This is a genomic window from Kosmotoga olearia TBF 19.5.1 (assembly GCF_000023325.1).
GTDB lineage: Bacteria > Thermotogota > Thermotogae > Petrotogales > Kosmotogaceae > Kosmotoga > Kosmotoga olearia.
Genome location: NC_012785.1, coordinates 1254665 through 1281341, shown reverse-complemented (window position 1 = coordinate 1281341; position 26677 = coordinate 1254665). Strand labels below are relative to the sequence as shown.

Annotated in this window: 24 protein-coding genes; 3 read left to right on the top strand and 21 right to left on the bottom strand. The window is 40.5% G+C overall.

Annotation, left to right across the window (positions count from 1 at the left end; all coding sequences use genetic code 11):
- Window positions 1-49 precede the first annotated feature (49 nt).
- From KOLE_RS06070 to KOLE_RS06045, 6 genes are read right to left on the bottom strand one after another with little or no spacing between them, the layout of a single operon-like run.
- Window positions 50-1648 (bottom strand): glucosidase family protein, encoded by a 1599-nt coding sequence (locus tag KOLE_RS06070; RefSeq protein WP_015868560.1) that lies wholly within the window; start codon window positions 1646-1648, stop codon window positions 50-52.
- A gap of 4 nt (window positions 1649-1652) precedes the next feature.
- Window positions 1653-2540, bottom strand: a complete 888-nt coding sequence (locus KOLE_RS06065; protein ID WP_015868559.1) for a carbohydrate ABC transporter permease — start codon at window positions 2538-2540, stop codon at window positions 1653-1655.
- Window positions 2541-2559: 19 nt separating this feature from the next.
- Window positions 2560-3726, bottom strand: coding sequence for a carbohydrate ABC transporter permease (locus tag KOLE_RS06060; protein ID WP_015868558.1), 1167 nt, complete (start codon window positions 3724-3726; stop codon window positions 2560-2562).
- A 45-nt stretch (window positions 3727-3771) separates the two neighbouring features.
- Window positions 3772-4983 carry an ABC transporter substrate-binding protein gene (locus KOLE_RS06055; RefSeq protein WP_015868557.1) on the bottom strand — a complete coding sequence of 404 codons (1212 nt, stop codon included), beginning with the start codon at window positions 4981-4983 and terminating at the stop codon, window positions 3772-3774.
- Complete coding sequence (locus KOLE_RS06050; RefSeq protein WP_041288940.1) at window positions 4980-6821, bottom strand: MGH1-like glycoside hydrolase domain-containing protein; 1842 nt, start codon at window positions 6819-6821, stop codon at window positions 4980-4982. Before KOLE_RS06050 ends, KOLE_RS06055 begins: the two co-directional genes overlap by 4 nt.
- Before the next feature lie 6 nt (window positions 6822-6827).
- Entirely contained in the window at window positions 6828-7817 is a 990-nt protein-coding gene (locus KOLE_RS06045; RefSeq protein WP_015868555.1) for a LacI family DNA-binding transcriptional regulator, read from the bottom strand.
- 502 nt (window positions 7818-8319) lie between these two features.
- Here KOLE_RS06045 and KOLE_RS06040 point away from each other — a divergent pair.
- Window positions 8320-8574, top strand: a complete 255-nt coding sequence (locus KOLE_RS06040; RefSeq protein WP_015868554.1) for a hypothetical protein — start codon at window positions 8320-8322, stop codon at window positions 8572-8574.
- Between the two features lie 5 nt (window positions 8575-8579).
- Here KOLE_RS06040 and KOLE_RS06035 read toward each other — a convergent pair whose 3' ends face one another.
- From KOLE_RS06035 to KOLE_RS05965, 15 genes are all read right to left on the bottom strand, one after another.
- Window positions 8580-9491, bottom strand: coding sequence for a DMT family transporter (locus tag KOLE_RS06035; RefSeq protein WP_015868553.1), 912 nt, complete (start codon window positions 9489-9491; stop codon window positions 8580-8582).
- A 547-nt stretch (window positions 9492-10038) separates the two neighbouring features.
- Window positions 10039-10962: an MJ1477/TM1410 family putative glycoside hydrolase gene (locus tag KOLE_RS06025; RefSeq protein WP_015868552.1), complete on the bottom strand. Its 924-nt coding sequence runs from the start codon at window positions 10960-10962 to the stop codon at window positions 10039-10041.
- A 640-nt stretch (window positions 10963-11602) separates the two neighbouring features.
- Window positions 11603-13399, bottom strand: a complete 1797-nt coding sequence (locus KOLE_RS06020) for a GH39 family glycosyl hydrolase (protein WP_015868551.1) — start codon at window positions 13397-13399, stop codon at window positions 11603-11605.
- Window positions 13400-13422: 23 nt separating this feature from the next.
- Entirely contained in the window at window positions 13423-14340 is a 918-nt protein-coding gene (locus KOLE_RS06015) for an ABC transporter permease (protein WP_158303011.1), read from the bottom strand.
- A 62-nt stretch (window positions 14341-14402) separates the two neighbouring features.
- Window positions 14403-14588, bottom strand: a complete 186-nt coding sequence (locus tag KOLE_RS11170) for a hypothetical protein (RefSeq protein WP_049753256.1) — start codon at window positions 14586-14588, stop codon at window positions 14403-14405.
- Window positions 14581-15330, bottom strand: coding sequence for an ABC transporter ATP-binding protein (locus tag KOLE_RS06010; protein WP_015868550.1), 750 nt, complete (start codon window positions 15328-15330; stop codon window positions 14581-14583). Before KOLE_RS06010 ends, KOLE_RS11170 begins: the two co-directional genes overlap by 8 nt.
- 41 nt (window positions 15331-15371) lie before the next feature.
- A complete protein-coding gene (locus KOLE_RS06005) occupies window positions 15372-15902 on the bottom strand; it encodes a GNAT family N-acetyltransferase (RefSeq protein WP_015868549.1) in 531 nt (176 codons plus the stop codon).
- Window positions 15899-16516 carry an NUDIX domain-containing protein gene (locus KOLE_RS06000; RefSeq protein ID WP_015868548.1) on the bottom strand — a complete coding sequence of 206 codons (618 nt, stop codon included), beginning with the start codon at window positions 16514-16516 and terminating at the stop codon, window positions 15899-15901. Before KOLE_RS06000 ends, KOLE_RS06005 begins: the two co-directional genes overlap by 4 nt.
- A gap of 124 nt (window positions 16517-16640) precedes the next feature.
- Complete coding sequence (locus KOLE_RS05995; protein WP_015868547.1) at window positions 16641-18644, bottom strand: S9 family peptidase; 2004 nt, start codon at window positions 18642-18644, stop codon at window positions 16641-16643.
- Window positions 18645-19286 (bottom strand): HAD-IA family hydrolase, encoded by a 642-nt coding sequence (locus tag KOLE_RS05990; RefSeq protein WP_015868546.1) that lies wholly within the window; start codon window positions 19284-19286, stop codon window positions 18645-18647.
- Window positions 19287-19337: 51 nt separating this feature from the next.
- Window positions 19338-20234, bottom strand: a complete 897-nt coding sequence (locus KOLE_RS05985) for a hypothetical protein (protein ID WP_015868545.1) — start codon at window positions 20232-20234, stop codon at window positions 19338-19340.
- Between the two features lie 21 nt (window positions 20235-20255).
- Complete coding sequence (locus KOLE_RS05980; RefSeq protein ID WP_015868544.1) at window positions 20256-21428, bottom strand: MFS transporter; 1173 nt, start codon at window positions 21426-21428, stop codon at window positions 20256-20258.
- Window positions 21429-21451: 23 nt separating this feature from the next.
- The gene (locus KOLE_RS05975; RefSeq protein WP_015868543.1) at window positions 21452-21976 is read right to left on the bottom strand and encodes a GNAT family N-acetyltransferase; all 525 of its coding nucleotides are present in this window, start codon (window positions 21974-21976) and stop codon (window positions 21452-21454) included.
- A gap of 648 nt (window positions 21977-22624) precedes the next feature.
- The gene (locus tag KOLE_RS05970; protein WP_015868542.1) at window positions 22625-23545 is read right to left on the bottom strand and encodes an SIS domain-containing protein; all 921 of its coding nucleotides are present in this window, start codon (window positions 23543-23545) and stop codon (window positions 22625-22627) included.
- A 20-nt stretch (window positions 23546-23565) separates the two neighbouring features.
- Window positions 23566-24417 (bottom strand): MurR/RpiR family transcriptional regulator, encoded by an 852-nt coding sequence (locus tag KOLE_RS05965; RefSeq protein ID WP_015868541.1) that lies wholly within the window; start codon window positions 24415-24417, stop codon window positions 23566-23568.
- Between the two features lie 212 nt (window positions 24418-24629).
- Between KOLE_RS05965 and KOLE_RS05960 the strand changes: the two genes are divergently transcribed.
- Window positions 24630-25349: an N-acetylmannosamine-6-phosphate 2-epimerase gene (locus KOLE_RS05960; protein ID WP_015868540.1), complete on the top strand. Its 720-nt coding sequence runs from the start codon at window positions 24630-24632 to the stop codon at window positions 25347-25349.
- A complete protein-coding gene (locus KOLE_RS05955; RefSeq protein ID WP_015868539.1) occupies window positions 25346-26659 on the top strand; it encodes an FAD-dependent oxidoreductase in 1314 nt (437 codons plus the stop codon). The genes KOLE_RS05960 and KOLE_RS05955 overlap by 4 nt, the downstream gene beginning before the upstream one ends.
- Window positions 26660-26677 lie beyond the last annotated feature (18 nt).

Genomic DNA, 26677 nt, shown 5'->3' with positions numbered 1-26677 from the left:
AGACGAAATTCAGGAGTTGGATCTCGCTCTTTGCCCCTCGTTCATTCGATTAAAAAATGTCTAATAGATAAGCATTCCAGGCTTGTACGGTGCAACCACCGTTAGGAAGTATTTCTGGAAGCGCACCACGTGTTCCCAAATGTAAGGATTTCTTGATAGATTTTATCAATATGTCCATTAATTCCATGTCTGCATATTTTTTGGCTGCCTTCAACGCTAATAACGTAGGAAGACTCCAAACTATGGAGTTTTTGTCCTGACCTCCGTAGTTTCCCGCATCGTATTTTTCAAGCGGAAGAGAATGTATCATGCCTATTTCATTAAAAAAACCCACCTTTTTCATCATCTCAAGGACTTTCTTTCCCTCTTGATAGGGAACTAAGCCCATCGCGAGAGGATATATCTGAATAAAATGTCCAGCAAAATGTTTTTTAGCTCCTTTAATTGCGTCGTAGAATAAATTTTTGCCGTTTCTCCACACACCAAAGAAGTTCCTTTCTATCTTTTCAAAAATTGCAGTAAGTTCTTTCCCTTGTTTCAGCGAATTTATGAGACTCTCTCGCTTTAATTCATCTAAAAGCTTGTAAAACCAGCAGGCCACATCAAGTAAAGCCGATTTTTCAGTTCCTGGTATCTCGATGATCCCTTCGCCAATGGGATAACCATTTCTGTCTAGAGCGGGTATTAAGATTTCTACTGCTTTATCAATAAGTTCGAGAAAATCCATTTCTCCAGTCTCAAGCACATATCTCAAGGCCAAATAAGCGAAGGAAACTACCTCGTTCATTCTACCTTTCGCATAAATTCTGCCAGCAGTTGTAACCTCGTGGGGTACAATTCCATTGCCGTAATACGCCAGGTTGTTTATCGAAGACTTGACTAGAGGGAGTTGAGGCGTTTTTAGCAACCCAAGAGCTGTATAAACGGTATCTATCCCGAACCACCAGGGAAATTCTGGAAGACCTGCCACATAACCTTTGCCTGATTCCCTTTCAAAGTAAAGCTCCAGCGCATTCAACTGAGCCCAGAATTTCAGATCATCATTGTCACCTTCGGAAAGATATTTGCTGTAATAATCCTGCTTGGTTTCTACAATTGAAGTGAAATCCATTTCGTTTCTAGAATTCATCGAAATCAAACATAAAAGCGATCCCATTTTTGAGCGGAAAAAAACTTTGCCATTATCGACATGGACAAAGGCGTTATCAACGGTAATAGATATATTCCTGTTATGCTTTAATGGTCTAAAAATGATCGTTTTTGGTGGTTTTTTATAAACTTTCAGCTCTTTAGAATATATTTCGTTTTCTAGCCAGAGCGGGGTTTGATCAAGATATAAAACCAACTCATCTTCCGGTTCGAGATTTTCGAGATATATAGCAAAGAAATAATCGGTTGGATGGGCAACGAAGTTCAGCTTTGTTTTTCCGTAATTAAGTGTTTTGTAATAAAGGTTGTTGATGAATTTATCGGGAATAAGGTTTTTCTCCCCGCGGAGAAGTTTCACAGAGGAAAGAATCCTCACATCTTCAAACCATAATCCGCCCATTTTCCCTTTCACATGCCAGCCGACACCTTCGTTGTCACCATTGGAGCGCCCAAAATAATAAACTCTTCTTCCACTCTCATAAAGGTAAAGATCTTCCATGGAATCAACCCTTTAAGCCTGTCGAAACACTGCTCTCGACGAAATATTTTTGGAAACTCAGGAAGATTATAATCATTGGAATAGTCATCAATATAGAAGCAGCCATCATATACTGCCAGAAAGTATAATAACTCGTTCTATAGAAGTCAAGCCCGACAGTTAACGTATACATGTTTTTGTCAGAGGTCATAAGAAGGGGCCATAGAAAATCATTCCACGTTCCAACGAAAGTATAGATAGCAAGGGCAGCGATAGCCGGTTTCGAAATAGGAAGGATTATTTTTATATACGTTCTAAATATCGATGCCCCATCCATTTTTGCAGCTTCTTCTAATTCTCTCGGGATACTCAAAAAGAACTGGCGCATAAGGAACAGACCGAAAACCCCCGTTAGTTTCGGTATGAAAAGCCCGTAATAAGTGTTCACAAAGCCAAACTTCACCATGAGATTGTAGTTTGGAATCATCGTAACGTGCCCCGGGATCATGAGCGTGGCGAGAAACATAGTGAACCAGAAATTTTTAAGCGGAAACCTCAGTCTCGCAAAAGCATAACCTCCAAGGGTATCAAAAAGTAAATGCCCTACGGTCACCAGTACCGCATATATGATAGTGTTAAGTATCCATCTGGCATAGGGAGTTATTTTGAAAATTTGCAAGTAGTTAGCCAGTGTCCCCGGTGCTCCGAACACTTTCACTGGCCATTCGAAAAAGTTGATATCCGGGGGCCATTTCATTATGTCAAACCCGCGTTCTATCCCGTTTTCATCAGTGTATTTCATCGGAGTTATAGATACCAGTGCAGACCAAATAAAGGGAAAAAGGGAAACAGCAGCATACGCTATCAAAATTATGTATGAAATTGTAAGACCTATCCTCCATTTTTTTCTCATGTGAGTGCTCTCTCCTTCATCAAAAAAACGCTTCCTCTTTGACAAGTTTTCTCTGTATAGAAGTTATAACCAATATTATAAGAAAAAGTACCATAGCTATCGCTGATGCATAACCCATGTTGTGGTATTCAAAGGCGTTTTTATATATGTAGTAAGATACGGTGATGTTTCTCATGTTCTTTATCAAAAAGTAAATCTGGTCGAAGACTTGCATGCAGCCTATAATTCCCATAATAGAAACGAAGAGAATTTGGGGGCGAAGGAGGGGAAAGGTAATTTTCCAAAATCTTGTCCAAAACTTCGCTCCGTCTATTTCAGCCGCTTCATAAATTGTCTTCGGGATTCCCTGCAGTCCTGCAAGAAATGTGACCATAAAGTATCCTGCTGTTGTCCAGATGTTCATGACCATAATCGCTCCCAAAGCTGTGTTCGGGTTGTTAAGCCAATCAATCGGCTGCATTCCGAAATAAGAAAGAAATCTGTTCAAAACGCCGGGTTTTGAATATATGAGCCAGAAAATCATAGATATCGCGGCCGAAGAGGAAATAGAAGGAATGAAAAAAACAGCTTTGAAAAATCCCCTGCCTCTGATATTCATGTTCGCAGCCACCGCAAGCAATATAGCTAGCAATGTTTGAACAGGAACCACGATGATAGAATAAACAAATGCATTCTTAAGGGATATCCAAAAATATTGATCTTTTATCATTTTCTTAAAATTTGTCAGACCAATAAAATCCGGGATGTATCTCTTAAACAGATTGCTTTCTGATTTCATGTATTTTTTCATAAAGTCTGCAACAGACATTTCCTCTTTCAAATTTCCAGCAAGGAAATCTTTGATAAGTCTTTCGCTGTCCAAGTATTTCTTAACGGCTTCTACTTGCTTGTCGTTGAGATTCACACCTACATCATATAGCACAAAACTTACCGGATCAAAAATCGCTGCGATGTCTTCATATGCCACGTTTTCTTCATCCGGAAAAACACCAGTATGAAACATCATTGCCTCTTCAGGGATGAAGCGCATTTTGAACTTCTGTACTTCAGTTGGCTGATAGTTTGTGAAGCTGTAATAAAGCCCAGCAAAAACAGGATATATGGTAAAAATAAGAATTGTCAGGATAATCGGGGAAATAAATATATAACCGACGATGGCTTCTCTGGTTTTAGAGCTCAGATTCACGCTATCACCCCAAAAACAGGCCGCGGGTTTACCGCGGCCCTGTAATTACTCAGAAACCCAGCTCATATAATTTTCAATAATCTCGTTAAGTGCTTCATCAAGAGTTATTCTTTCATAGAAAAGATCTTTAAGCTTGCTGTTTATCTGGTCGTTGGCTTTGCTGAATATCCCGCTCGGTGTTGGAACCCTCCATGGAATCGCATATTTTGCGCCAGCATAGAAAGCTTCTTTTATCGGGTCTGTATCCTGAGCAGCAATAGACTTTCTGGAAGCGAGAACCCCTGCTCCTTCTACGAACATCTTCTGTCCTTCCTTTGTAAGAAATTTTACAACTTCCCACGCTGCTCTCTTGTTTTTCGTATTCCTGTTTATAGACCAGGAAACTGTGTAAACCATTGTGGCCTTTTTGATAAGGTGCGGAAGTTCAACGATTCCTATTTTAGCTACGACATTCGGATACTGACCCCTGATATAGCCCAGTGTCCACGGACCGGTCATAGCCATCGCAACCGCTTCTTTACCAAAAGCTTCGCCTATCCATCCAGCACCAAGATTAGCTGGTTCCTGAGCTACCTTGTACTTGTTAACAAGATCGAAGTAAAACTGAAGGGCAAACTTTGAATTCGGTTCAGCGAGTCCAGTATTGAGGTCTTTAGTAACTATACGTCCATTTGCTGCAACAATGAAGGGAATTATCCTGTTAAAGTCGGGTGCCAAAACAAGAGGAATCTTCATACCCTTTCTTTTAAGCTGAAGTGCTTTGTCAAGGAAATCAAACCATGTGTCGTCACTTGTCGGATATTCCACACCGTATTTGTCGAATATTTCCTTATTATAGTAAAGAGCCAGTGTGGAGAAATCTTTGGGAATACCATAAATCCTCCCCTTGTAGGTAAAAGCATTCACCAATGATGGATAGAAATCGTCGATGTCAAACTTATCTTTCTTAATGTAAAGGTCTAAAGGCAGTAGCATATTCTGTCTGGCTAATTCTTCAAACCAGAATGTATCAACGTAAAAAATATCCGGTGCCGTTCCCGCGGAGAATTGCGTAATGAGCATTTGCCTGAAATCACCGGGAATGGGAGCCCATTCAACATGAATATCCGGGTGCGTTCTGTTGAATTCTTCCACTATTGACTTTATAACACTTTCTTCAATGGGATTGCCCGGCCAGCCACTGATTCTAATGTTCACAACAGCCAGTACACTAACTGTCAGTGCTAGAACCATCAGAAAACTAACAAGTTTCTTCATAAAAAACCCTCCCCTTTTGTTGGCCGTAAGGCCTGGTTTATGGTGAACAGAGTACCGATAGCCCAAAGTTGTGGTGAACAACTGGTGGGATATTCGACAATATCTCCTTTTGTTTCTTCCTTTGAAAGTCCGCTAAAAAGCTCTGGCAACCTGTTGTCGGTAAACTTACTCATCGCTTCCAAAAGAGCTGTAGAGATTTTTTTAGCCTCCTCATGATAACCGTATTTCATGAGTCCCATGATTATTACGGAGTTATCGTGGGGCCACACACTACCATTGTGATAGGAAAATGGGTTATATCTTTTCATCTCCGTTGAAAGAGTACGTACTCCCCAGCCACTGAAAAGTTCTTTAGACATAAGTTTTTTCACAACGTAATCTACCTTGTCGTCATCGATTATCCCCGTAAAGAGGCACTGACCAGGGTTCGAACTTATGGAATCAACCTTCTTTTTGTCGCCGTCTAACGCTATTGCGAAGAATTTCTCTTCTTCAAGCCAAAAATCATTGTTAAATCGCTTTTTTAACTCACAGGCTCTTTCAAGAAGAGTCTTCGCCCTTTCTTTTTTCCCCAGCTGTTCGTAAATATAACTAAGGGCATGATAAGCCATGTATAGATACCCTTGAACTTCTACAAAAGCTATTGGAGGTTTGGCTAATTCCCCTGTTTTGAAACTTACGGAATCTCTGGAATCTTTCCACCCCTGGGTTTGAAGCCCTTTTTCTGAAGACGGCATGTATTCGACGTATCCGTCATTATCGGCATCACCGTAGTTGTAAATCCATTTTTCGGCAGCTTCTATTTTGGGAAGCAAATTTTTTATGGTTCCCAGATCCCCTGTTGCCTTAAGATATTCCCCGGCGAGAATCAAATAGAGTAGCGTCGCATCGATTGTGCCGTAATACCGTTCAAAGGGGATCAGGTTACTGAGAGAAAGATAATTTAGCCGCGCTTCGTGAATAATTTTTCCCGGAACGGCGTCTTTAAAATTGTCTTCAGAAGATGCCTGAAATAAACTGAGGATTTCTAAAACTGTTTTTGCAGTTTCAGGAAAGAAATCAAGCGTCTGGAGGGCAAAAATCAAACTGTCCCTCCCAAATATTGTTGCAAACCACGGTAGTCCGGCAGCAGGGAAATCACCATACTTCGTTGGAAGCATTAGCATTTTAAGATCACTAATAGTTTTTTTGAGCAGCGGATTGTCGGTTTTAAATTCTTCAAAAGGAAATTTTGGGGGCCTATCTTCAAGGATATCTTTGAAAAGATTTGCTCCCTTCAGTTCTTTATACAGATGAATATGACCTTCAAGAGTTAACTTGTCTTTGGGTTCGAGGGAATACTGCCCCTCTGGAAGCTTTTTATGAACTCTATAATGCGCTGCTGCATCTTCGTACTCCAATCCTTTGTCCTCGAATTCGTCTTGATAAACCTCTTTTTTTGACGATTCGAGATAATGTCCAATTTTTTCTCTCACGAGAAAGATATCCTCATACTCACATTTCAGAAAATAATTTAGCTCTATATTCACTGTCCCATTTGAATAATTCGTGAGCTCTATTCGAATATCTAACCCATTCCCCGAAACTTTCATAGTTTCTTCCAGGAAAACATCGTAATGAGATGCTAACGGGGATGAACGAAAAATATAGCGGTTTATGATAAAGCTGTTCCCAAACCTTGGTTGGAGTTTTCTCAATCTCTTATCCGTTTCCAGATAAAGGGACGAAATAAATCTAGTGTCTTCCAGGTACAGACCCGCAGCTATATCACTTCTGGCATCGATCAATCCATTGTCATCGCTCACAACCATGAGATTTCCGTTCTTTATTATTCTCATAATCAACTAATCAACCTCCGTAGATTCTCTAATTATTAGTTCGACATCAAGAACTTTCGATATTTTTTCTCCTTTTTCCAGATATGAAACAATGGAATCCGCAACTTCGTAACCCACTCTGTCGATAGGTTGCCTTATTGTTGAGAGTGTGGGAGTAACCATACTCGCTTGAGGAATATCATCAAACCCCATTACGGGTACGATCCTGTTCATTTCTTTTAACGCTTTTAATGCACCTATTGCCATCAGGTCAGAGGCAGCAAATATAGCATCAAATCTTCCACGAAAGTTCTTAACGAGCTCGTAGCCCGATGTTTCCATAAAATCACCGTTGAGAATAAGCGATTTCTCAATTTTTAAACCCTTTTTCTTATATGCTGCTTTGTACCCTTCTTTACGCCATATAGAAACGCTATGTTCCTTTGGACCATTGATAAAAAGAACTCTTCTACACCCTCTATCAAGGAGATAAGAGGTAGCTTTATAGGCACCGCTCATGTTGTCGGTATCGACCGAAGGAAGATCGTCACAATCTTTTGCTCTACCTACCACAACGAATTTCGCCATTCTGTCTTTCAAAAATTTGACTCTCTCATCGTTTTCTTTAAGGTCGAGTATTATGAATCCATCGACTATTTTTCTATCGAGAAAGGTCCTGTATATCCTGACGGGATCATCATCAGGTTCTTCTGTCGTCAAAAGTAGGTGGTAACCATCTTCCGCTAATCGCTTTGTCACTTCTCTTATAAATATGGAAAAATATGGGAAGTTGAAAACATAATCTGCTGAATATGGTATTATCGTAGCAACCAGTCCCGTTTTTTTGCTTCGCAGGCTGCGTGCAACATGGTTTGGGACATAGCCCAGTTCTTTGATTACCTCCAGTACCTTTTCCCTTGTCCTTCTGGAAACTAAAGGCGAGTTATTTAAAACCCTTGAAACCGTTGCGGTGGATACACCAGCTCTTTTTGCGACCTCAGCGATATTTAAACGCATAAACTCACTCCCAATACGAATGTAATCGATTACATTGTAATCGATTACATTATATCAACTAAGAAGTGAATCCCTAAAATCAATCACAACTTTTTAATCTTGAATGACAGTTATTAGAAGCCATTAGCCTAAAATAATTCGACCATTCGCTCATTTTTGAGATCGAAGAATCGGGAAGCATGCTGGAGCAAAAAAGATGTTGTCGGTTGTTTGCGACGATCGAGAACCTGAGACCGAGACTATAGAAAATCGGGTTTAGGGTTTAGAAAAAGACACGAATAACCTACAGCGGAGTCTTACAGCGTCTGCAAGCCTCAGACTTCGAACGCGGCTCCATCAGCTGACAGCCTCAAAGCGTCCGGAAGATAGCTCTGCTAGCTTACCCACTCGCCAGCGTGCTTACCAGATCCCGGTCACCGGATCTCGAGACTAGTGATCAGAGGTTCAAAATGCCACTTTTATCCGGGCTTTCTTGTATATAATGAAACTGGGGGGTGTTTTCATGCTTCCGCAAATAAAGGGAACAATGACGCTGAAAGAAATCTCTGATTTGCATTTAAATCTATTCAAGATGCTTCATCATCTTGGATTGGACTTGAACGTGGGTAAGATGACCACGCTCGAAGACGCATGTAAGAAGAAGGGGCTTAATTTTCCTGAGGTATTAAAAGCTTTAAATTTTGAAGTCCAAAGAATAAATCAGAAAGCCAATGCGATAAACACTGCAATAAAGAAAGAAGAAAAAAGAAATCGTTGATGTGTTCAACTATTTCTGTAATTCACCACAACTATACCAAAAATGACCAGTCCAAGAGCTATCAGAGTGTTTGGGGTAAGCGTTTCACCGGGAATGAAAGCCGCAGACGACAAAGCACCAGACAAGGGGATCATGAAGCGGTAAAGCGTGACCTCTCCGGCTTTGTGATATTTGAGAACTGTATACCAAAGGGAAAATGCTACTGCTGAAAGCAGTGAAGAGTATATTAAAAGCACTGTAGCCAGTGGTGTGAATTTCAGGCCGTTTTTCATTCCGGGCATTCCCAGCAACAAAAGCACAATAGATCCTAAAAACATCTGCCAACCAGAAACGAAGAAGGGATTAACCTGCCTGGAAACTTTCTTAGCAAGGATTGTACCAAAGGCACCAACAAGTGTGGAAAGTACCAACAAACCTTCTCCCTCAAACTTGAAATCATAGCTAATTCCTTTGCTCCAATTGGCTATAAGTATTCCAGAGAAGCCCGCTGCAAGTCCTAACGTTTTTTTCCAATTGATTCTGTCGTCTTTATACACAAAATGAGCAATAAGTACCACGAAAAAGTTTCCGCTGGAGATGATTATAGAAGACTTCACTCCTGTTGTGTTGGATAAACCATTGTAAAAGAGCGTGTATTGTAAAGCAGTCTGCAACAGTCCAAGGAGCAACAGGCTTTTGAAAACTCGTTTGCCCGGCCAGAATTTACCTTTGGCAATCAAAGGCGAAAATATGAAGATCAATAATCCTGAACCCAAGAAACGGATACCGGCAAAGACAAGCTTTTCCGCAACATTCTCAGGTCCTATCCCCATTTCTCTAAAGCCTATTTTTAATACAGGAAAGGCGCTTCCCCAAAGAACTGAAGCCGCTGTAGCCAACAAAGCCGCTATAAGCGGATTTTTTAATCTTTCTTTCATGTAACACTCCTTAAAGAATTAGAATTTCGAACTATTCTATCAGGAAATTGAGGAAATGAAAATCGAGATTCGGTAAGCACGCTAAGTGTGGGTAAGCTTGGCTTCGATGAGGTACGAATCCCTTTGGGATTGATCCGAACTCCTGGTAAGAATCGAGAGTCCGAGAACCGAGAGGGCCGCTGTGCGGCTGGTGAGCACGCTTCGCGTGGGTGGGCCCAGCTGCGCTGGGGGTACGCCTGACTACGTCAGGGGTGTGCACTCCTTCGGAGTGGGTAAAAACTGTCATTCTGGAGATGTTTTATCCAGAATCTTATTTTCTTAAGTACGAGATCCTGAATCAAGTTCAGGATGACAGGTCAAGAAAATGGGGACAGTCCACTGCGGTACAGACGAAGTGCTGGACTACGTCCAGGAGGCTTGCAGACGCTGATGAAAAGCCAAGAACCGAGATCCGAGAAATCGAGAAGGCGAAAGAGCTGCTTCGCAGTTGATGTGCGCCTGCGATGGGACAGTATCCGATTTCTTCAACATTTACGAACAGGTCCAACTATTTAATTTCAAAGATTACCGTCACGATTTCATCCAGAGCTCTGTTTTTATTGGCAGGATAGGGAATATATCCTCTTTTTCTCGCCTTTTTCACATAATCTCCTACTATATTCATATCCGGATTTTTTGGATCATATACATAATCCACGCTCAAGACGAATTTACCAGCTGTTTTGATTCGGTCTAAATACTCGATTCTGTAATCACTCTCTTCCTGTACGATTATGTTATCATTATCATCAGTTGTGTAAGAAAGGTCTTCGACACCTATCCCAGAAATCGTATCCAGATAACTTCCGTCATCATCACATTCGAGAATATCCTCTGCATTCTGTGGAACAATTAAAAAGCCCGGAACTTTTTCTCTTGTATATTTTGCTATTTCTTCCACAAATTCAATCATCTTCTCAGCAGCTTCTTTTTCACCAAGCTCGTTCATTTCCACTGACCAATAATAGTATGCGTCAATTATATCCAGATAAATACCAGAAAAACCTTCCTCAATAATTTTGTCCAGGTACTCAAAAACAATCTTCTTCCATTCATCGTACCAATACCTTACTTTATAATTTCCCTCCCATTCCGGATTTTCTGGTCCAAGCCAGTCAGGCGGATTTGTTCGCCAATCTTCCTGCCAGTAAAATCTGTAGTCTTCAGCCTCACCGATACTTATATAACACAAAGGAATGATTCCCTTTTCTTTCAATTTACTAATTTCTTCCTCCGAGTATCGCCCATCTTCGGAACCATCTCTCGAATAATCAGTTACCAGATAATCGAATTGATGCTCCAGAACTTCCTTTATGTCCATTTCAACCAACTGATAAAGAAAATATTTATTTTCTGCTTCTGGCTTGAAGCACGCTTCCATCAAGAATACTACAATCAGCATCAAAATTGGAAGTAAAACGGCTCTTTTCACTTTTTCACCTTCTTTTGAACCATGAAACGGCTTAAGCGCGGAACTTCGTTCCGGACGCTTACGAGGCTGACGCTCACGACATTGTCAGCTGATGGAGCGATGCTTGCAAAGCTGTCAATTGGTAAACTCGCTTCGAAGAGCAGAGATCGTCATCCTGAACTTGATTCAGGATCTCGTACTTAAGAAAATAAGATTCTGGATAAAACATCTCCAGAATGACAGTTTTTACCCACTCCGAAGGAGTGCACACCCCTGACGTAGTCAGGCGTACCCCCAGCGCAGCTGGGCCCACCCACGCGAAGCGTGCTCACCAGCCGCACAGCGGCCCTCTCGGTTCTCGGACTCTCGATTCTTACCAGGAGTTCGGGTCAATCCCGAAGGGATTCGCGTCCGCTGCGAAGCAGCCTTCTCGGACTCTCGGATCTCAAATCTCGGCTTTTCATCAGCGTCTGCAAGCCTCTGTCTTCGAACGTCGCTCCATCAGCTGACAGCCTTGCAAGCGTCTAATGTTTTCTATCTCCGCAGGAGTGCGCCTCACTGGCGTAGCCAGTCGCTCCGAATCTCGCTAATCTCCACTCTCCAACATTCAGTATCGCTCTTTGGCTCTTTCGATTCCCGGATCTCAGATCCCGAATCCCGATCACTTCGTATAATCTTTCCTATACACAACCTCAAGTTTTTCGTTTAGATATAAAAGAGTGATGGATAAGCCTTCTATTTTTATTCCGCCTTCCATGGGTTCGACAGATATCCCGTTATCAATCTTTCTCAACAACAATTCTTTTGGAGAAGAATCATAATTTACCACAACAGCAACTATAACTCCAAGGTCCTCATTTGGAGAAAATACGATCTTCAATTTCGACACTTTGTTTTCAACGGGAATATATCTGTCGCTAAAGTCTTTGAATACAGAGTAAACACGGGTAGTTGGTTTGAAATCTGTATATCCGTCTTCGATATTCAACAGGCTCAAGGTTCCATCATTTACGATTCCCCACAGCTGTATCGACCAGAGCTCTTTCTCAATTCCTGTTATAAACGCTGCGGCTGCCCAAAGAGCTGCTTCGAATGTGGAAGCGTTACCAGGTCCTGAAGAGTTGAAGTCATAGGAGGTATTGCATTCGGTAATGGCAATAGGGATATCTTCAAGCCCGTATTTCCCGAGAAGCTTTCTCAGCTGGTCGATATAAACCGGGAATTCTTCTATGTTCTCAAGCGTTCTTTCTGCGCTTTGGGAACCATCAAAGGGATAGTAGTGAATCGAGAATATGTCGATCAAATCTCCGTTTTTTTCAAGGAATTTTTTCAACCAGGAATCATACTGCGGAAGGTTTCCAATTGTAAAATCCGGTCCCACTATTTTGATAAAAGGAGCTCTTTCTTTTATTTTTGAGACCCCTGATCTATATCTGGAATTGAATTCTTCAACGGAAACATTTTTCCCCATTATTACAGGATAAATATTTGCCTCATTCGAAAAGGATACGAATTCTGTCTCAGGAATAAATGCCAGAACTTTTTCGAGTTGTTCTTCAACGGGTTCATCGGTAAAATATCCTAACTGTATCAGCGGCACGACACTCGTATAATCTATGAACTTCTTAAATAGCTCGAAGTCGTTTGGTCTTCTTTTTTCTTTATCTCTGTAAATTCCACCCCAGCGTATCATTTCAATCGCTGAGTTTCTTACAAACCCCAAGGTTTGCTTTATGTAAGCTTCCGACCAATAGTTGTTGCCAAAAAGGTAGGGAGAAATCTCCTTACTCTCGTAATCAAATTTAACAGCGATCTTTTTTGATGGGAAATATTTGAGATTATAAATCGTTGACCCCATAAACTTCCCGACAACAGGTTCTCCTGAAGTGTCGAAGCTGTACTCGCCTTCAAGCCCCATCGATTTTACTTTCATTCTATAAACACCCACATTTACTTTCCCAATCTCTGTGTCAACGGTAATCTCATTTTCGTAGTCGTATTCAAACTCAAGAACCTTTCCGGAAAACGGATCGAGCTCGTTATAAGTAAATCGGTCCTTTCGGGATGCTGTATTCTCCTTCAAGAACTGAAAGGAATTAATTGGGGAGGTTCTGAGAAAATCCGCCGGAAGAATGATGTGATCAACTTGTTCCTGAGAGAGGTATCCACCATCGATCAGTACAAGATCCTTGAAACTGGACGAAGAGTCAAAGCGTCTCTCCAGTTTTAGCTTTGCAACCTTGCCGTTTTCAACCCAGGCTTTTGAATAAACCACAGGATTGGGACTTTTTCCGGGGATAATAATGATGTCCTTTCGGATTTCAAGTTCTTTGGCTGCATCGTAATGAATCAATGAATAGAAAGAGAACCCTGCGGGGTTCTCCACAACGATTTCTGTGGCATAGCCACCTACTGAGAAAATTATAAACACCAGTAATATTAGTCTTCGAAAAACCACTTTAAGCTCCTTTCTTTTGAGCTTTATTCACTGCTCTCCAGTATTCTTTCCGAATTGAACAATTTCGCTATGGCATATATTACAACACTTGTAACCGCTATATTGCTCAAAAGCATTACAAGGAATTTTGTGAGTTCAAACCGCGCTATTATAATGTCCTTCATTACGAATACGCTATTCAGCATTGGTATCAGATACATACTCAATTGTTTGGAAGGATCCATTTGCATTGTTGATATCCCTAGTACCAGAACACCAATATAAATCGGCATAATATACGTTCCAGCTTCTTTCATACTTTTGGCAAAGCTTCCAAGTAAAACAATTATGGAAGAGGCAAGAGCTGAAACCGTAAGAATAGTGAACAAAAGACCTAAAGTCTTTCCAGGAGTAAATGCTGCGATATTCATTGGCAGAGCTCCACCCAAAGAGTCGCCAAGGATTTTGAAAGCTATCATAAAACCAATAACGGTAGAAACACTATTTATCAATCCGGTGGACATAACATAAAGCACTTTTCCAAGAGCTATCGATGTCCGCGAAACCTGATTCACAAGAATCGGTGAAAGCGTGCCTCTCTCTTTTTCACCTGCTGTAGTAGCAAGTCCAATGTTCATGGACCCAGAGAAGATATAGATAAGAATCAGATACGGAAGCATGACTGCAAGAAAATCAGTCCCTTGAGCTTCTTTTGGAGCCATATCCACATCAGTAATATCTATAGCATCAAGGTCTTTGAGGTTAAGGGAATACTTGCTCAAACGCTTTGCCACTAGCAGCTTTTCGTAACTATTCAAAGCTGTTTTTACCATCTGTGAAGCGAAGCGCGATTTACTCGAAGTTGAGTTGTAATAGATTTTTGCGGTCAATTTATTTCCGCTATGATCGAATTCAACAATTATAGTATTATCTGAATCACCAACCACATTATAGTTATTCACATCAAACTCTTCAAAACGAAGCATTTGCGATAGGATCATCTTAAATTCTTTATCCGGAAGATTTAAAATCCAATTCTATAAACCGTCTCAGCTACCTGCTTTTGTTGAACAGAACCAAAGAAACCTATAGCCATAAATATCATTGGCATAAGAACCATTGGAAGAATAACAATGGAAAATACCGTTCTTTTATCTTTGAACAAGCTCTTGAATTCTTTTTTGAATATGATCAGTGCATCCTTAAACATCTGCAAGTTCCCCCTCTCTTTCGGCAACAGCAAAGAAGATGTCCTCAAGATCGTTCATTTGATACTTTTCATAGAGGTTTTCCAGATAATCATTTTCTACAAGCTTTCCTTTAAGGATTATTCCCACTTTATCGCAAAGTTTTTCCGCTACTGACATGATATGGGTGGAAATAATGATTGTTTTTCCTTGCTTTTTAAAGTCCTTTATAAACTCCGTTACCATTCTTGCGGTTATTATATCCAGACCGTTTGTAGGTTCATCGAAAATAATAACCTGAGGATCGTGAATCAGGCTGATGGCTATCGCGGCTTTTTGTTTCATACCGGTTGAAAGTTTACTTACTCTCTCATCCAAAAAATCTTTCATGCCCAGGTACTCTGCCAGTTCCTCGATTCTTTTTTCAACTACGCTTCTCTCAATATGATTTAGATCGCCAAAAAAATACATCAGTTCCCGGGGTGATAGACTACCGGCTAATTTCATATCGCTTGTAAGAAAGCCGACTCTTTTTCTGACCTCTCTGGCGTCTTCCACAGTGTCATAGCCGAAGACGCTTATCTTCCCGGAATCAGGCTTAAGGAGTGTTACTATCATTCTCAACGTTGTTGTTTTTCCAGCACCGTTTGGTCCCAGAAGACCGAAAATCTCCCCTGGAACAGCTTTGAAAGAAATTCCATCAACGGCTTTTACCGTTCTTTTTCTACTTTTGAAGGTCTTATGAACCTGAGAAACTTCGATCATTATTCGTTACCTCCCAACCTATTTCTCTTTAAAATAACTTTTTACCTCAACTTTTTCTCCATTTCCAATCTCACTTCATGTTTTTCTACATCCGAATTTGAATAGCTGGATAGATCAAAACCACAAAGCTGGAACCCACAACTTTCATAGAACTTTATAGCGACATAATTTGATGTCTGTGTTTCAAGGATCAATCTCCTTGCCCCTTGAGATCGGGCAATTTCTTCAGCTTTCTTCATAAGGGCCGTGCCAATCCCCATTCTCTTAAACCCTTTCCAGACATAGAGATCCCATATCCTCACCGAACCATCATGGATGCAACCAAATTGTATGATCCCCGCTTCTTTTCCATCAACCTCAGCAACGTATATCAGGGTATCCTCTTTGTAATAGTCCACTAGTTTTTCCATGTGTACTTTCCTGAACGGCTTTTCGAATTTCTTTAATTCCAAAGATATCTTCCAGCCATTGCTTTCTCTACTGACTTCAATATCGAAGTAGTAATCGCTCTCATATTCAAAGGTCACAACCCTATCTTCCAATTCTTTACGATCAACCTCTTTCAATATCATGTTTTTTCTCCTCTTCGGCTTAAAAATCGGATCACTTTCCCAAAGGCCGCTGCAGTACCAAGCGGAAAAAGCTTGGTACCGGCACTTATTTTCCCGCGAAGGACTACTCCCCCTTGTTCAAGTATCTTTTCGATGGATACCTTTTTATCTACATATTCCGTTATTTGCTCTTTTTTCAACCCAAGAATGGCACTTACTTCCCGGGAATCCAGCTCACCTATATCTCCTTTGAGCTCCGCAATAAAGATTACGATGTAATATAGTTTCCCCGCTTTTGGGGTCCCCCTAGGGTGAACCATTTCGTATATCATCAGGGGTGTTATTTCTTCATCAAGAGATAATTCGATGATCTGTCCGGTATGTTTGAGGTAATAGGTTTTTTCCGAACTGAGCAATTCAACTTCAGTACCGATCTCTTCTATTGCTTCACGAATTGCAGCCTCGACAAAACTTTCGCTTGCTTCGACATGTCCGCCTATTCCGGAAAAGAACCTTTCTCCGTTGAGAATATTATGCTTTTCACCAGACACCTGAAAAATGTAGTGCGGACCGACTTTTATCAGCAGCCCCGCACCTTTTTCAGAATCGTAAGGGATGAGATCATCCAGTTTCAAATTTATTTTCCTCCTGCGAATTTCGTTTTGTACACAACTTCACCTGTATAAACATTACCGCATCTATTATATTCAATTATAATCAGAAAGTGAAGTAATTCACAAAATCTCCTTTCTCTACGAACTAATCATTCAAATGATCTTTCAGGTAAAATCCTTCCATTGGTTCGCCGAGCAAATAATGCGAAAACCAGATAAGATTTTGTTTCATAATCGCTCTTGCGATTCCGAGCTTATGAATGCCATGACCCATTCCCTTAAAGATAACGAGTTCCACAGGCACTCCCATATCTTTAAGACCCTGATAAAGCTTATAGGCATTGGGAGTGGGCACGCGCTGATCATTATCGCCGTGCTGTATCAATGTTGGGGTACTGGCGTTCTTTATGTATGTCATTGGAGAAGTTTTTTTATAGATTTCTTCGTCTTTCCAGGGTGTTTCACCGAGGAAATACACCGTAAAATTATGAATATCTGTAGCACAGTAATACGTTATCCAATCGCTTATCCCGGCACCGACAGAAGCAGCTTTGAATCTGTTACTGTATAAAGAGCAGAAGGCTGTTATGTATCCACCCTGGCTCCAGCCCATTATGCCTATTCTTTCTGGATCTGCAATTCCCTCCTCAATGAGATAATCAACTCCGGATATGACGTCAGCGTAATCACCAATTCCAAGGTTTCTGTAATTGAGCCTTCTGAATTCTTCTCCGTAACCATCACTTCCCCTATAATTGGGTTCAAGAACTATGAACCCTTTTTCCACAAACTGTTCTAAAGGATACGCTTTACTAAAAGTTGGGATATCAAAGGATAGCCACGTTGGACCACCGTGCACTATCAAAAGCAACGGGTATCTCTTTGAAGGATCAAAGTCTGGTGGGGTTGACAGCACGCCCTCTATCTCCACACCGTCAAGGCTCTTCCAGCGTATAAGCTGCTTTCTGGAAATTATCCTTTCTTTGTAAATCTTTCCTTCGTCAGTTATCTTTTTGCCTTCAAGATATATGTCGAAAGGTTCTATTGGCGTCGCTTTTATGCAAACCAGTTTATCTGTATCTCTGGACACCGCAGACCAGGAAACCGTGGAATTATCGTCTGTCAGAGTTTCAATCTTTCCATCAGGATTCAACCAACCGACCTTTATTCTTGTACCTTCTTTCCAGCTTATGTACAATCCCTTCTTCGTGTAAGCTACAATTTCGATGATGGAATCAACATCTATATGTATCTTCTCCCTTTTTCCAGTTTCCAGATCGAGTATCTCCAGGGGATTGTTTGATTGCCACGGGTACTCTTCTTTGGTAAGCGTATATGCTAATTTCCTGCCATTTGGAGAAAGGTGAAAATCTGGACGGAGCCTTGAAATACCGAGCTTCTCGATCTTTTTGCTTTCTAAATCAAATACATAAAGTTCCGATTCCTCCATGTTGTTTGCTGTGCTAGGGGGCGGAACAGCAATAAATAATACCCGTTTGGAATCTGGTGTTATTACAAAATTGACTATAAGAAAATCCTCCGGGCAAAAAAGTTTTTCTGCTAAATCTTCAGTTTCAACTTCTTTGTCATCTTGACCCTTTCTCATATCTTTAGGGGTTTTCAAAGTTTCTTCAAACTTCGAAATAGCCTTATCGATTGAAACGTAGTAAAGACATCTCGTTCGATATTCTTTATCCACATATTCAAAATCACCGTAGAGTTCTTTCCTTTTCTTGATCGCTTTATCCTCAGGGGTACTGAGATAGAAGAAACCCTTTCCATCTGGAGACCACCTGTAAGAATCCACTCCGTCAGGTGCACTGGTAATTTGAATTGCTGCTTCTTCAGGGGAACGTTTGACGAAAATCTGCTTCTTTTTATCACCGTTTATCCCAGCGTTTGAAAGATACGCAAGTGTCTGCGAATCCGGTGACCACGAAGGCATTGTACTCTCTGTTTTGAAGTCAGTTATCGGGTAAGAGGAATCTTTTTCCGCATCATACACCCATACCTGGCTTCGAAATTCATTATCATCCCAATCGGTATTCATTTTGACGTAAGCTACTCTATTACCTGCGGGATTTATAACAGGGGTTCTAAGCACAGGTAATGAAACCATCTCTTCAATTGTGAAATATCTGTTTTCCATTCATTTCCCCTTTCCTTCGTTTTTAATGAGCTCATACAGCTCTTTGAAAGACGTAATTTCGATATCCGGCACAATGTCGATTGAAACACCAAATTCGTTGAAATAGCAGGTTTTGACTCCGCACTTTTTAGCAGCGATGATGTCGAGAGCACGATCACCGATTGCCAGGGTTTCTTCTTTTCTGAGATTGTATTTTTCAACAATGTAATTGAAAGCCTCGGGATCTGGTTTTCTCGCAAAACCATGATCTCTGGTCACGATCTCCGTAAAAAGTTCCGTTATCCCATAGTAGTCCGTAACCTTAAGGGTAGATTCCAGATCCCGATGCGTTACGATGAAGTTCATGCCACCACGATCGATGATGAGTTCGCAAATCTCTTTGGTGTAATCATACAGTGGGCGCTCTGTTGGTGAAGCTTTCTTTGAAAGCTCCACGAATTTTTTCTCCAGAGCTTCACCCAGTCCAAATTTCTCCGCGTAATACTCAAGAGCGTAACCAAGAGTTTTCTTAACATTCCAGAGAATCTCTTCTTCGGCAACCTCATAGCCGAAACCTTCCAATGCTTCCTTCATTGATCTAACAATGGAAGGATAGGTATCGCATAAAGTACCGTCAAAATCCCAAATCGTATTTTTGAACATGCTCAATTCACCTTCTATTCGGTCAGGGGTAATAACACGCATTGCCGCTCGTTAATTACTTTTCAGATACCACACGTAGTTGTTCAACACAGCCTCCCATACGGGATTTTTTTCATCGTTCATTTTTTCCCGTTTTATCAGGCCACCTTTGTATTCAACCAGAAAGTAGAAATCATACTTTCTTATATCTTTTCCATCAAGATCAAAGGAGACACTACGGGAACCGTAATAAAAATCGTAGTTAGAGACTTTAAGATTTTGAAAAAAAGAAAGTTCCTTTACCTTTGTGCTATCTTCGTATACTACTACTTTAGCCGTTTTCACCTGCAACTCTTCAAAATAGGCTTTAATACCCATGTCAAGCCTAAATACCAGTTCTGGTACTTTTTCTCCTTTTGTACTGTTGATTAAAAATTCAGGTGTAACTTTACAAACCTGTGGTCTGTAATAATGCTCCAGAACCTTAAATTCCTGACTCGATATTGTGGTTCCGTCCTTTTCAAAAACAACCTGATATTTGTACTCCTTTTCAGGAGCGAGACACAATTCCGCGGTATAAAAGGTCCCTTCCAGTTTTGTAAGCTCTATCTTCTGGTACAAATCACTTCCCTCTTCGTGAAGAACAAGATAAACTCTTTCATCTTTATCCACTCTGGAAAATGACAAACGACAGTCCAGTATTACCTGCTCTTCATCAAATCCACGAAGTTTGAACTCAGTTCCCATGATCCGATTTCCAGAATTGTTTTCAGAATACAACTGAATTCTCCCCAAAGCGGTATTCACAGAATGTCGTAATTCCAGTAATTCTGATTCCAACCTTGCAATATTGGATCCAATCATTCCAGAGAGGGCTTGAGACAAATTCCAGTTTCTGTACAAAAACACACCGTTGAGGATTACCATAACCAGCACAAGAATGCAGAGGATAAGATCGAGTTTCTTCACTTCAAGCACCTCCAAAATTTTCTATGAATTGACTTTTATAGCTTTTTGTTTTTTCCGCAACAAGTACAATGCTAGCGTTCCTGAAGCAGCAACAATTCCAACAAACAGATAACTTGGTATCGTTCCCTTTTCATCCAGCATAATCCCAACAACGGGCGAAAGAATTGCGAAACTAAGGTTTGAAACAAGGCTCACTGTGGATATCACCGTTGCCCTGTATTTGTCCTGGATCTGGTGGTTTATATAGAAGTTCATCGTTGGTCTGTACAATCCTCTAACAATCTGCTGAAGCGCCAGTAAAGCTATCGCCCATTTTGCCACAAATATAATGGGCAAAATGAAGCTCAGCGCCATAAGGGTGCTCAGGCCGAGTAACACCCGTCTGGGTCTTTCATCCGAATAACGCCTAACAAGAAAGTGAGAGCTGAAAGCTGCAACCATATTGAAAAAGAAGAAAACTATCCCATACCATGCGATATCCAGATCCACCTGTGCAAAATAGGGTTGGTACATCCAGTAACCAACTCTTACAATGAAACCCATCAACGCGGCAAAACACACAGCCCATAATATACGCGGGGTTTTGAAGGCTATACCAAAGCTTTTTAGGATGTGAGCGGTATATTTGTGTTCACTTTTCTCGCGCTCCACCTCAACAAATGCCAGAGCTATCAGGGATGCCGTCAAAAGGTTTACAAAGCTAATCCAGAACGGGAGAAAATGATTGTATTTGTAAAGGAACCCGCTTAGAACAGCGCCCACTCCTTGCCCAATGAAGATATACGATGCGGCGTTACCTTCCCTGCGTTGATATTCTTCTTTTTTCCCAATCTTCTTCAAGCTCTCAAACAAAAGAGCTGAATCAGCTCCACTGGCCAGTGTCAAACCAAGCCCGAACAATACTTCCGCCAGGGCAAAAACATAAAAATTTCTGAAAAGTATATAGAGTAGTGTCGCGATGGCCGCAAATACCCCTGAAAGGAAAAGAGAAATTTTCCTTGAAAATTTATCCGCAATGGCACCAGTAGGCACTTCAAATACAAATACCGATATAGCTGCTATGGACTGAAGCAGCATAATTTGAGAGTAGCTCAATCCCTTGAAGAGCATAAAGGGAACCAATATTGGCCCTATTATAAGCATATTTATGAAAAACCTGTAAAGAGGATAAACAACAAGATTTCTTTTAACCAATTGTTTTCCCTCCCTTACCTAATTCAGGGTTTGAAGTATTCTTCAGCAAGAATACTCATCATGAGGACGTCGTGGTATCTCCCATTCGAAAAAACGGCCTGTCTCTGTCTCCCTTCTAAAACAAAACCGCATTTTTCGTACGCCCGGATTGCACGTTCATTGTAATCGAAAACCCGGAGATATACTCTGTTCAGATTAAGTTTACGAAAGGCATACTCCAACATGAGCTTTGTAGTCTCTGTCCCGTATCCTTTCCCCCAGTATTTTTTGTTGAATATGCCTATGCCAAATTCAGCGCACCTGTTCACCCAATCTATATTCATGTATCCAGTAACACCTATTAATTCGTCATCGGTAGTTATCGCAAGGTTGACTTCGTTTGAGGATGACGAATGGTTTTTTATCCAGTTCTCTTCCATGAACTTGTTTATCGGGAAAACCTGTAACAGGTACTGTCTGAGTTCCGCGTCGTTTATTAGTGGCACAATTGTTCGAGCGTCTTCTACCTCCAAAGGTCTGAGTACGACTTTCTCGCCCTTTAATATCATCCTTATCCCCTCCTAACGAAACGAATTTAATATAAACCATCACTTCTTTTACTACTTAAACAATCGCTTTCATCCGAGATGAAAGAATCTTGATCTTCTTCTTCATAAAATGACTACTTATATAGCAATTAAACTGGAATTGAATTTATGAAATTATGGATGTATAAAACAAACGCTTATAACAAAAAAACAACCATGCAAAACTAAATTTCAAAAGATTTATTGGTAATATAGCATTATTGATTAAAAAAATCAAGTATATAGCTTAAAAAATATAATCAAACCTCAAAAAATATCTCATATCTGAAGTGATATGAAAAGCAAACAGGTTTTCTAAGTCTATTTATAAGAAGTGCTCAAAAGAAGAATCTTTCATGCAAAGAATCTGCAATTTATATATACGATTCATCGATGGACATTTGTTTGTGTAAAGGCGATAATTTTTAAATCCACAAAATAAATATTAATCTTTTCAACATCATAGCCAAAAAAATGAGAGCAGTAACATCAATTGAAAGACTCAAGGAAAGCATAATCAAATAACAAACAAGCTCCCGTTCTTAATTCCGGGAGCTCGTTTGTCTCAATACCAACTATCAACTAACTACTGTCAACTATAAACCGCCAACTAACAACCAAGCACTATTGTTACAACTTCACCGATTTTGTAAGATTTTTTGGCTTGTCCGGATTCAAGCCAAGAGAAACTGCTTTCTTATACGCAAGATATTGTACTGGCAATATCCTTACCGGCGTTTCAAACCCGTCTTGATATGGAATCTCTATATCACCTTCTTTACCAATATAAACCACGCCTGCTCCCATCTGCTTGAGTTCTTTAGCAAGTTCGACCTCGTACGCGGTGTCTTTAGAATACATAACAACAAGTGTCTTTTCAGTAAGCGTGGCCTTTGGACCGTGTCTGTAATCCAAAGGTTCGTGGAACTCCACCCATTGAAGGGCCATCTCTTGAACCTTAAGGGCGCTTTCTTTAGCGAGCCCATAAAGTTCGTCAAATCCCAAAAATACAAAATGACTGAATTTTTTCAGCTCCAACCTATCAACATATTCAAAGGACTTTCCCAGGAACCCTTCTATCCCATCAATGGAGTATCTCTTAATTCCGCGCAAAATCATGTAAAGAATCGTTGAAAATGACCCTGTCATGACGACACTTTCTTCGTCTGCGAAGGGCAGCTCTATGTTTTCCTCACAGGTCTTTGAAAGCTCCGCATCCTTCGCACAAACAATGCTGATCGTGTATATTCCCCTCTTTTTTAACGCTTTTGCAGCAAGCACTGTCTCGGTAGACTCCCCTGTACGAGATATAAAAAACGCAACATCCGCTTCTGGAAAATCTCCTAAAGCAACTATCTTTCCCCCGGTCACAACATCTGCCTCATAACCGTTTTTGTTAAGCATTTCCGCCGCTATGTATCCGAGATTATATGAAGAGCCGCAACCAACAAAAAGATAACGCTTTCCTTTTTCAAGTTTGAAAGGAACAGATTCAACCTGCTTCAAGAGCTCCGGAGTTCTCTTTATTTCGCTCAAAGTAACGTTTTCCATAAGCACCTCCAACCATCTTTTTAATATATCCACTTTGCCACCGAATCAGCTGTTCTTTCTATAAATTTTCTACCTTTTTCTTCCATTCTATGGAAAACCGCAGTAAATAATAGTTCAAGAACATAGAGTTGTGCTATTTTCGATCGCAAAGCACCACTTTCAAACGGTGACTCACGGGTTGGCGTCAGGAGAACATGATGAGCAAACCGCGCTAAAGGTGATCTGGCATATCCTGTTATGGCAATCACGGTTGCACCACCTTTTCTGGCTATGTCTGCTATGTCCACAATCTCGAGTGTACTGCCACTTTGAGATATAGCCAGCAAAACATCGCCTTCTCTCAACTCAGATGCAATCATTGCCTGTATATGAGCATCATGCGATGTCTTACAATTGAGACCAATCCTCATGAATTTGTAAAAGGCATCATGCGCTGTGTTTCCAGAAGCTCCCACACCAGAAATTAATATGGTTCTGGCAGTTAAGATCTTTTCTACACAGGCTTCCAGTATTTCTTCTGAGATGAATTCACTGGTATTTTTAATAACATCTATGTGCCTCTGGGCCACATAATTTTTGAGACTGGAAAGATCTCTGGAATTAAAATCAAACTCAGAAGACGAAAAGCTCTCTTGATTTTCAGAAACCGCCAAAGCAATCTTAAAAGGATGAAAGCCCGTATAACCAAGTTTTTGACAAAATCTGACTATCGATCCCTCACTAACTTTAAGAATATCTGATACTTCCGTAAGGGACATGTAAACCACTTTCTGTGGATTTTTTACGACAAATGTGGCTATCTTTTTCTCTGTTTTTGTAAAGGAATCTTTCAGCGTTTCTATTGTCAGAAGAACATTTTCTTTTCCCTGCATGTTGCTCACCGCCTTAATGCGTATTCTCCACAATGATAATATCACACCTCAAAAATGTAAAGTCTAACAAAACAAAGCATAAGCAAGATTTTTGGTGATATTCATGAACATTCGGTGCTAATACATCGTGAGATGTTCTCAAAAATTATTTATCATTTTGGAGAAAATCTCCATTCGTAGTATTATTAGCTCGATAAGTCGAGGTGATTCGTTTGAAGACAGAATTACTTGAAAAATTAAAAAGTGGATTGATAGTTTCATGCCAGGCCTTTGAAGGTGAACCTCTTTACGGGGATGGCATCATGGTTCGAATGGCCAACGCCGCTGTAATAGGCGGAGCAAAGGCCATAAGAACGAATGGAGTTAAAGACATTAAACAAATAAAAGAAGCTCTGGATGTCCCTGTAATAGGGATTATAAAGAAACATATAGAGGGTTATTCGGTTTACATTACCCCCACTTCCAAAGAAGCACTCGAGGTCCTTGAAGCAGGCGCTGATATAGTAGCCCTTGACTGCACAAAAAGGCCGAGGCCTGAGCCCTTAAAGGATATTTTCGAAAATATAAGAAGTAATTATCCAAACGCGTTGATCATGGCTGACATAGCAACTGTCGAAGATGCTGAATTTGTAAGCCAATTATCACCGGATTTTCTTGCCACAACACTATCTGGTTATACCAAGGAAACGCGTAATAGGCCTAAACCTGATATTGAGTTAGTCAAGATTCTGGCAGAACGATTCAGTATCCCTGTTATAGCTGAAGGTAATTATTGGGAACCCTCACAGGTGTTAGAGGCAATGAAAGCCGGAGCTTTTGCCGTTACCATTGGCAGCGCTATAACCCGACCACATTTGGTTACTGCTAGATTCAATAAATTTATTCAGAATTGGACTAAGAATAAGGGATTGTCGGAGGTTCAAAGAAAATGAAGTTAGAAAGAGATGTTGTAATTGTCGGTGGAGGAATCGCCGGCGTACATGCAGCGATAGCATGTGGAAGAGCTGGTTTGAAAACGACATTAATTGAGCATGGTTCTACTATTGGTGGCCTTTCTACCATGGGTCTAGTAAATCCTTTCATGAGATATTGGCTCGGCTCCGAAAAACTTATTGATGGTATTTTTGGCGAACTTCTCGATAGACTAAAGGAAGAAAATGGGCTTTTAATAAACTCTTTTGATTCTGAAATAATGAAAGCTTGTATGCTAAGCATGCTTAAAGAAGCAAATGTAGAAGTGGTTTTCAACACAATTCCTATTGAAGTCAAAACAATAGAGTCAATTTTGAAAAGTGTGCGTTTTTTCACTTCTCTTGGAACATCTTTCGAAATGGAAGCAAGATACTTTGTTGATTCTACGGGAGACGGCTCTCTAGGATTTCTTGCGGGTGCAGAGTATTTTAGCGGTGATTCAAATGGTATAAATCAGGCAATGACCGTTATGTTCACAATGTCCGGTGTTGATTTTTCGAAAGTAATCGAAGATATAAGAAATAACCCTTCGAATTTCTTCAGCTGGGTTTCGCCAAAACAAACTATTATCTCTGTTGCCGGTTATTTTGACGAAATAGAACAAGCAAAAAAGGATGGCCTGGAAAAGCTTCAGGATTATTTCTTCTTTATCCAGCTTCCAGGCGAAAGCAGGGTAACTGTAAATACCACTCATGTATATGATTTATCGACAACCAATCCCTTCGATGTTTCACTTGCAATGGTAGACTGCACCGAACAGGCTATGGTTCTAAAAAAGTTCGCTAACAGATACATTAAGGGGTTTGAAAAAGCAAGGATAGAGAAAATAGCTGACGTTGTTGGCGTTCGAGAAAGCAGAAGAATCAAAGGACTATATGAATTCTCAGGGGTTGATGTTATGTCACATAGAAAATTTGAAGATGGGGTAGTGAAAGCTTGCTACGGCATAGACATTCACAATTCTCCCGATGTTGATGATAATGAAAAAACATTTATTCCAGCATACAAAGATTACTATGAAATTCCTCTCAGGTCATTGATAAGTGCAAATTTTGAAAATCTGGGCATAGCTGGAAGATGTTTTTCTTCTGACTTTGCCGGCCACAGTGCCGCAAGGATAATGCCAACCTGTGCGGGAATGGGACAAGCAATAGGTGCTGCAATTTCTTTAGCATATAAAAAATCATTACCACTTAAAGACGTGAACGCAAAAAACGTCAAAACAGTACTTAAGACTATCAGTAATAGATCTTTTCCAAACTACCCCTGATTTTGGGGAAACTCGGGA

Bases quoted from the DNA above. Each gene is read 5' to 3' on its own strand.
- KOLE_RS06065 (WP_015868559.1), bottom strand. From the start codon at position 2,540: ATGAGAAAAAAATGGAGGATAGGTCTTACAATTTCATACATAATTTTG.
- KOLE_RS06045 (WP_015868555.1), bottom strand. From the start codon at position 7,817: ATGCGTTTAAATATCGCTGAGGTCGCAAAAAGAGCTGGTGTATCCACC.
- KOLE_RS06005 (WP_015868549.1), bottom strand. From the start codon at position 15,902: ATGATATTGAAAGAGGTTGATCGTAAAGAATTGGAAGATAGGGTTGTG.
- KOLE_RS11170 (WP_049753256.1), bottom strand. From the start codon at position 14,588: ATGTTTAAGGATGCACTGATCATATTCAAAAAAGAATTCAAGAGCTTG.
- KOLE_RS06035 (WP_015868553.1), bottom strand. From the start codon at position 9,491: ATGAAAGAAAGATTAAAAAATCCGCTTATAGCGGCTTTGTTGGCTACA.
- KOLE_RS05955 (WP_015868539.1), top strand. From the start codon at position 25,346: ATGAAGTTAGAAAGAGATGTTGTAATTGTCGGTGGAGGAATCGCCGGC.
- KOLE_RS06040 (WP_015868554.1), top strand. From the start codon at position 8,320: ATGCTTCCGCAAATAAAGGGAACAATGACGCTGAAAGAAATCTCTGAT.
- KOLE_RS05970 (WP_015868542.1), bottom strand. From the start codon at position 23,545: ATGGAAAACGTTACTTTGAGCGAAATAAAGAGAACTCCGGAGCTCTTG.
- KOLE_RS05965 (WP_015868541.1), bottom strand. From the start codon at position 24,417: ATGCAGGGAAAAGAAAATGTTCTTCTGACAATAGAAACGCTGAAAGAT.
- KOLE_RS05990 (WP_015868546.1), bottom strand. From the start codon at position 19,286: ATGTTCAAAAATACGATTTGGGATTTTGACGGTACTTTATGCGATACC.
- KOLE_RS06010 (WP_015868550.1), bottom strand. From the start codon at position 15,330: ATGATCGAAGTTTCTCAGGTTCATAAGACCTTCAAAAGTAGAAAAAGA.
- KOLE_RS06050 (WP_041288940.1), bottom strand. From the start codon at position 6,821: ATGAGAATAATAAAGAACGGAAATCTCATGGTTGTGAGCGATGACAAT.
- KOLE_RS05975 (WP_015868543.1), bottom strand. From the start codon at position 21,976: ATGATATTAAAGGGCGAGAAAGTCGTACTCAGACCTTTGGAGGTAGAA.
- KOLE_RS05995 (WP_015868547.1), bottom strand. From the start codon at position 18,644: ATGGAAAACAGATATTTCACAATTGAAGAGATGGTTTCATTACCTGTG.
- KOLE_RS06070 (WP_015868560.1), bottom strand. From the start codon at position 1,648: ATGGAAGATCTTTACCTTTATGAGAGTGGAAGAAGAGTTTATTATTTT.
- KOLE_RS06055 (WP_015868557.1), bottom strand. From the start codon at position 4,983: ATGAAGAAACTTGTTAGTTTTCTGATGGTTCTAGCACTGACAGTTAGT.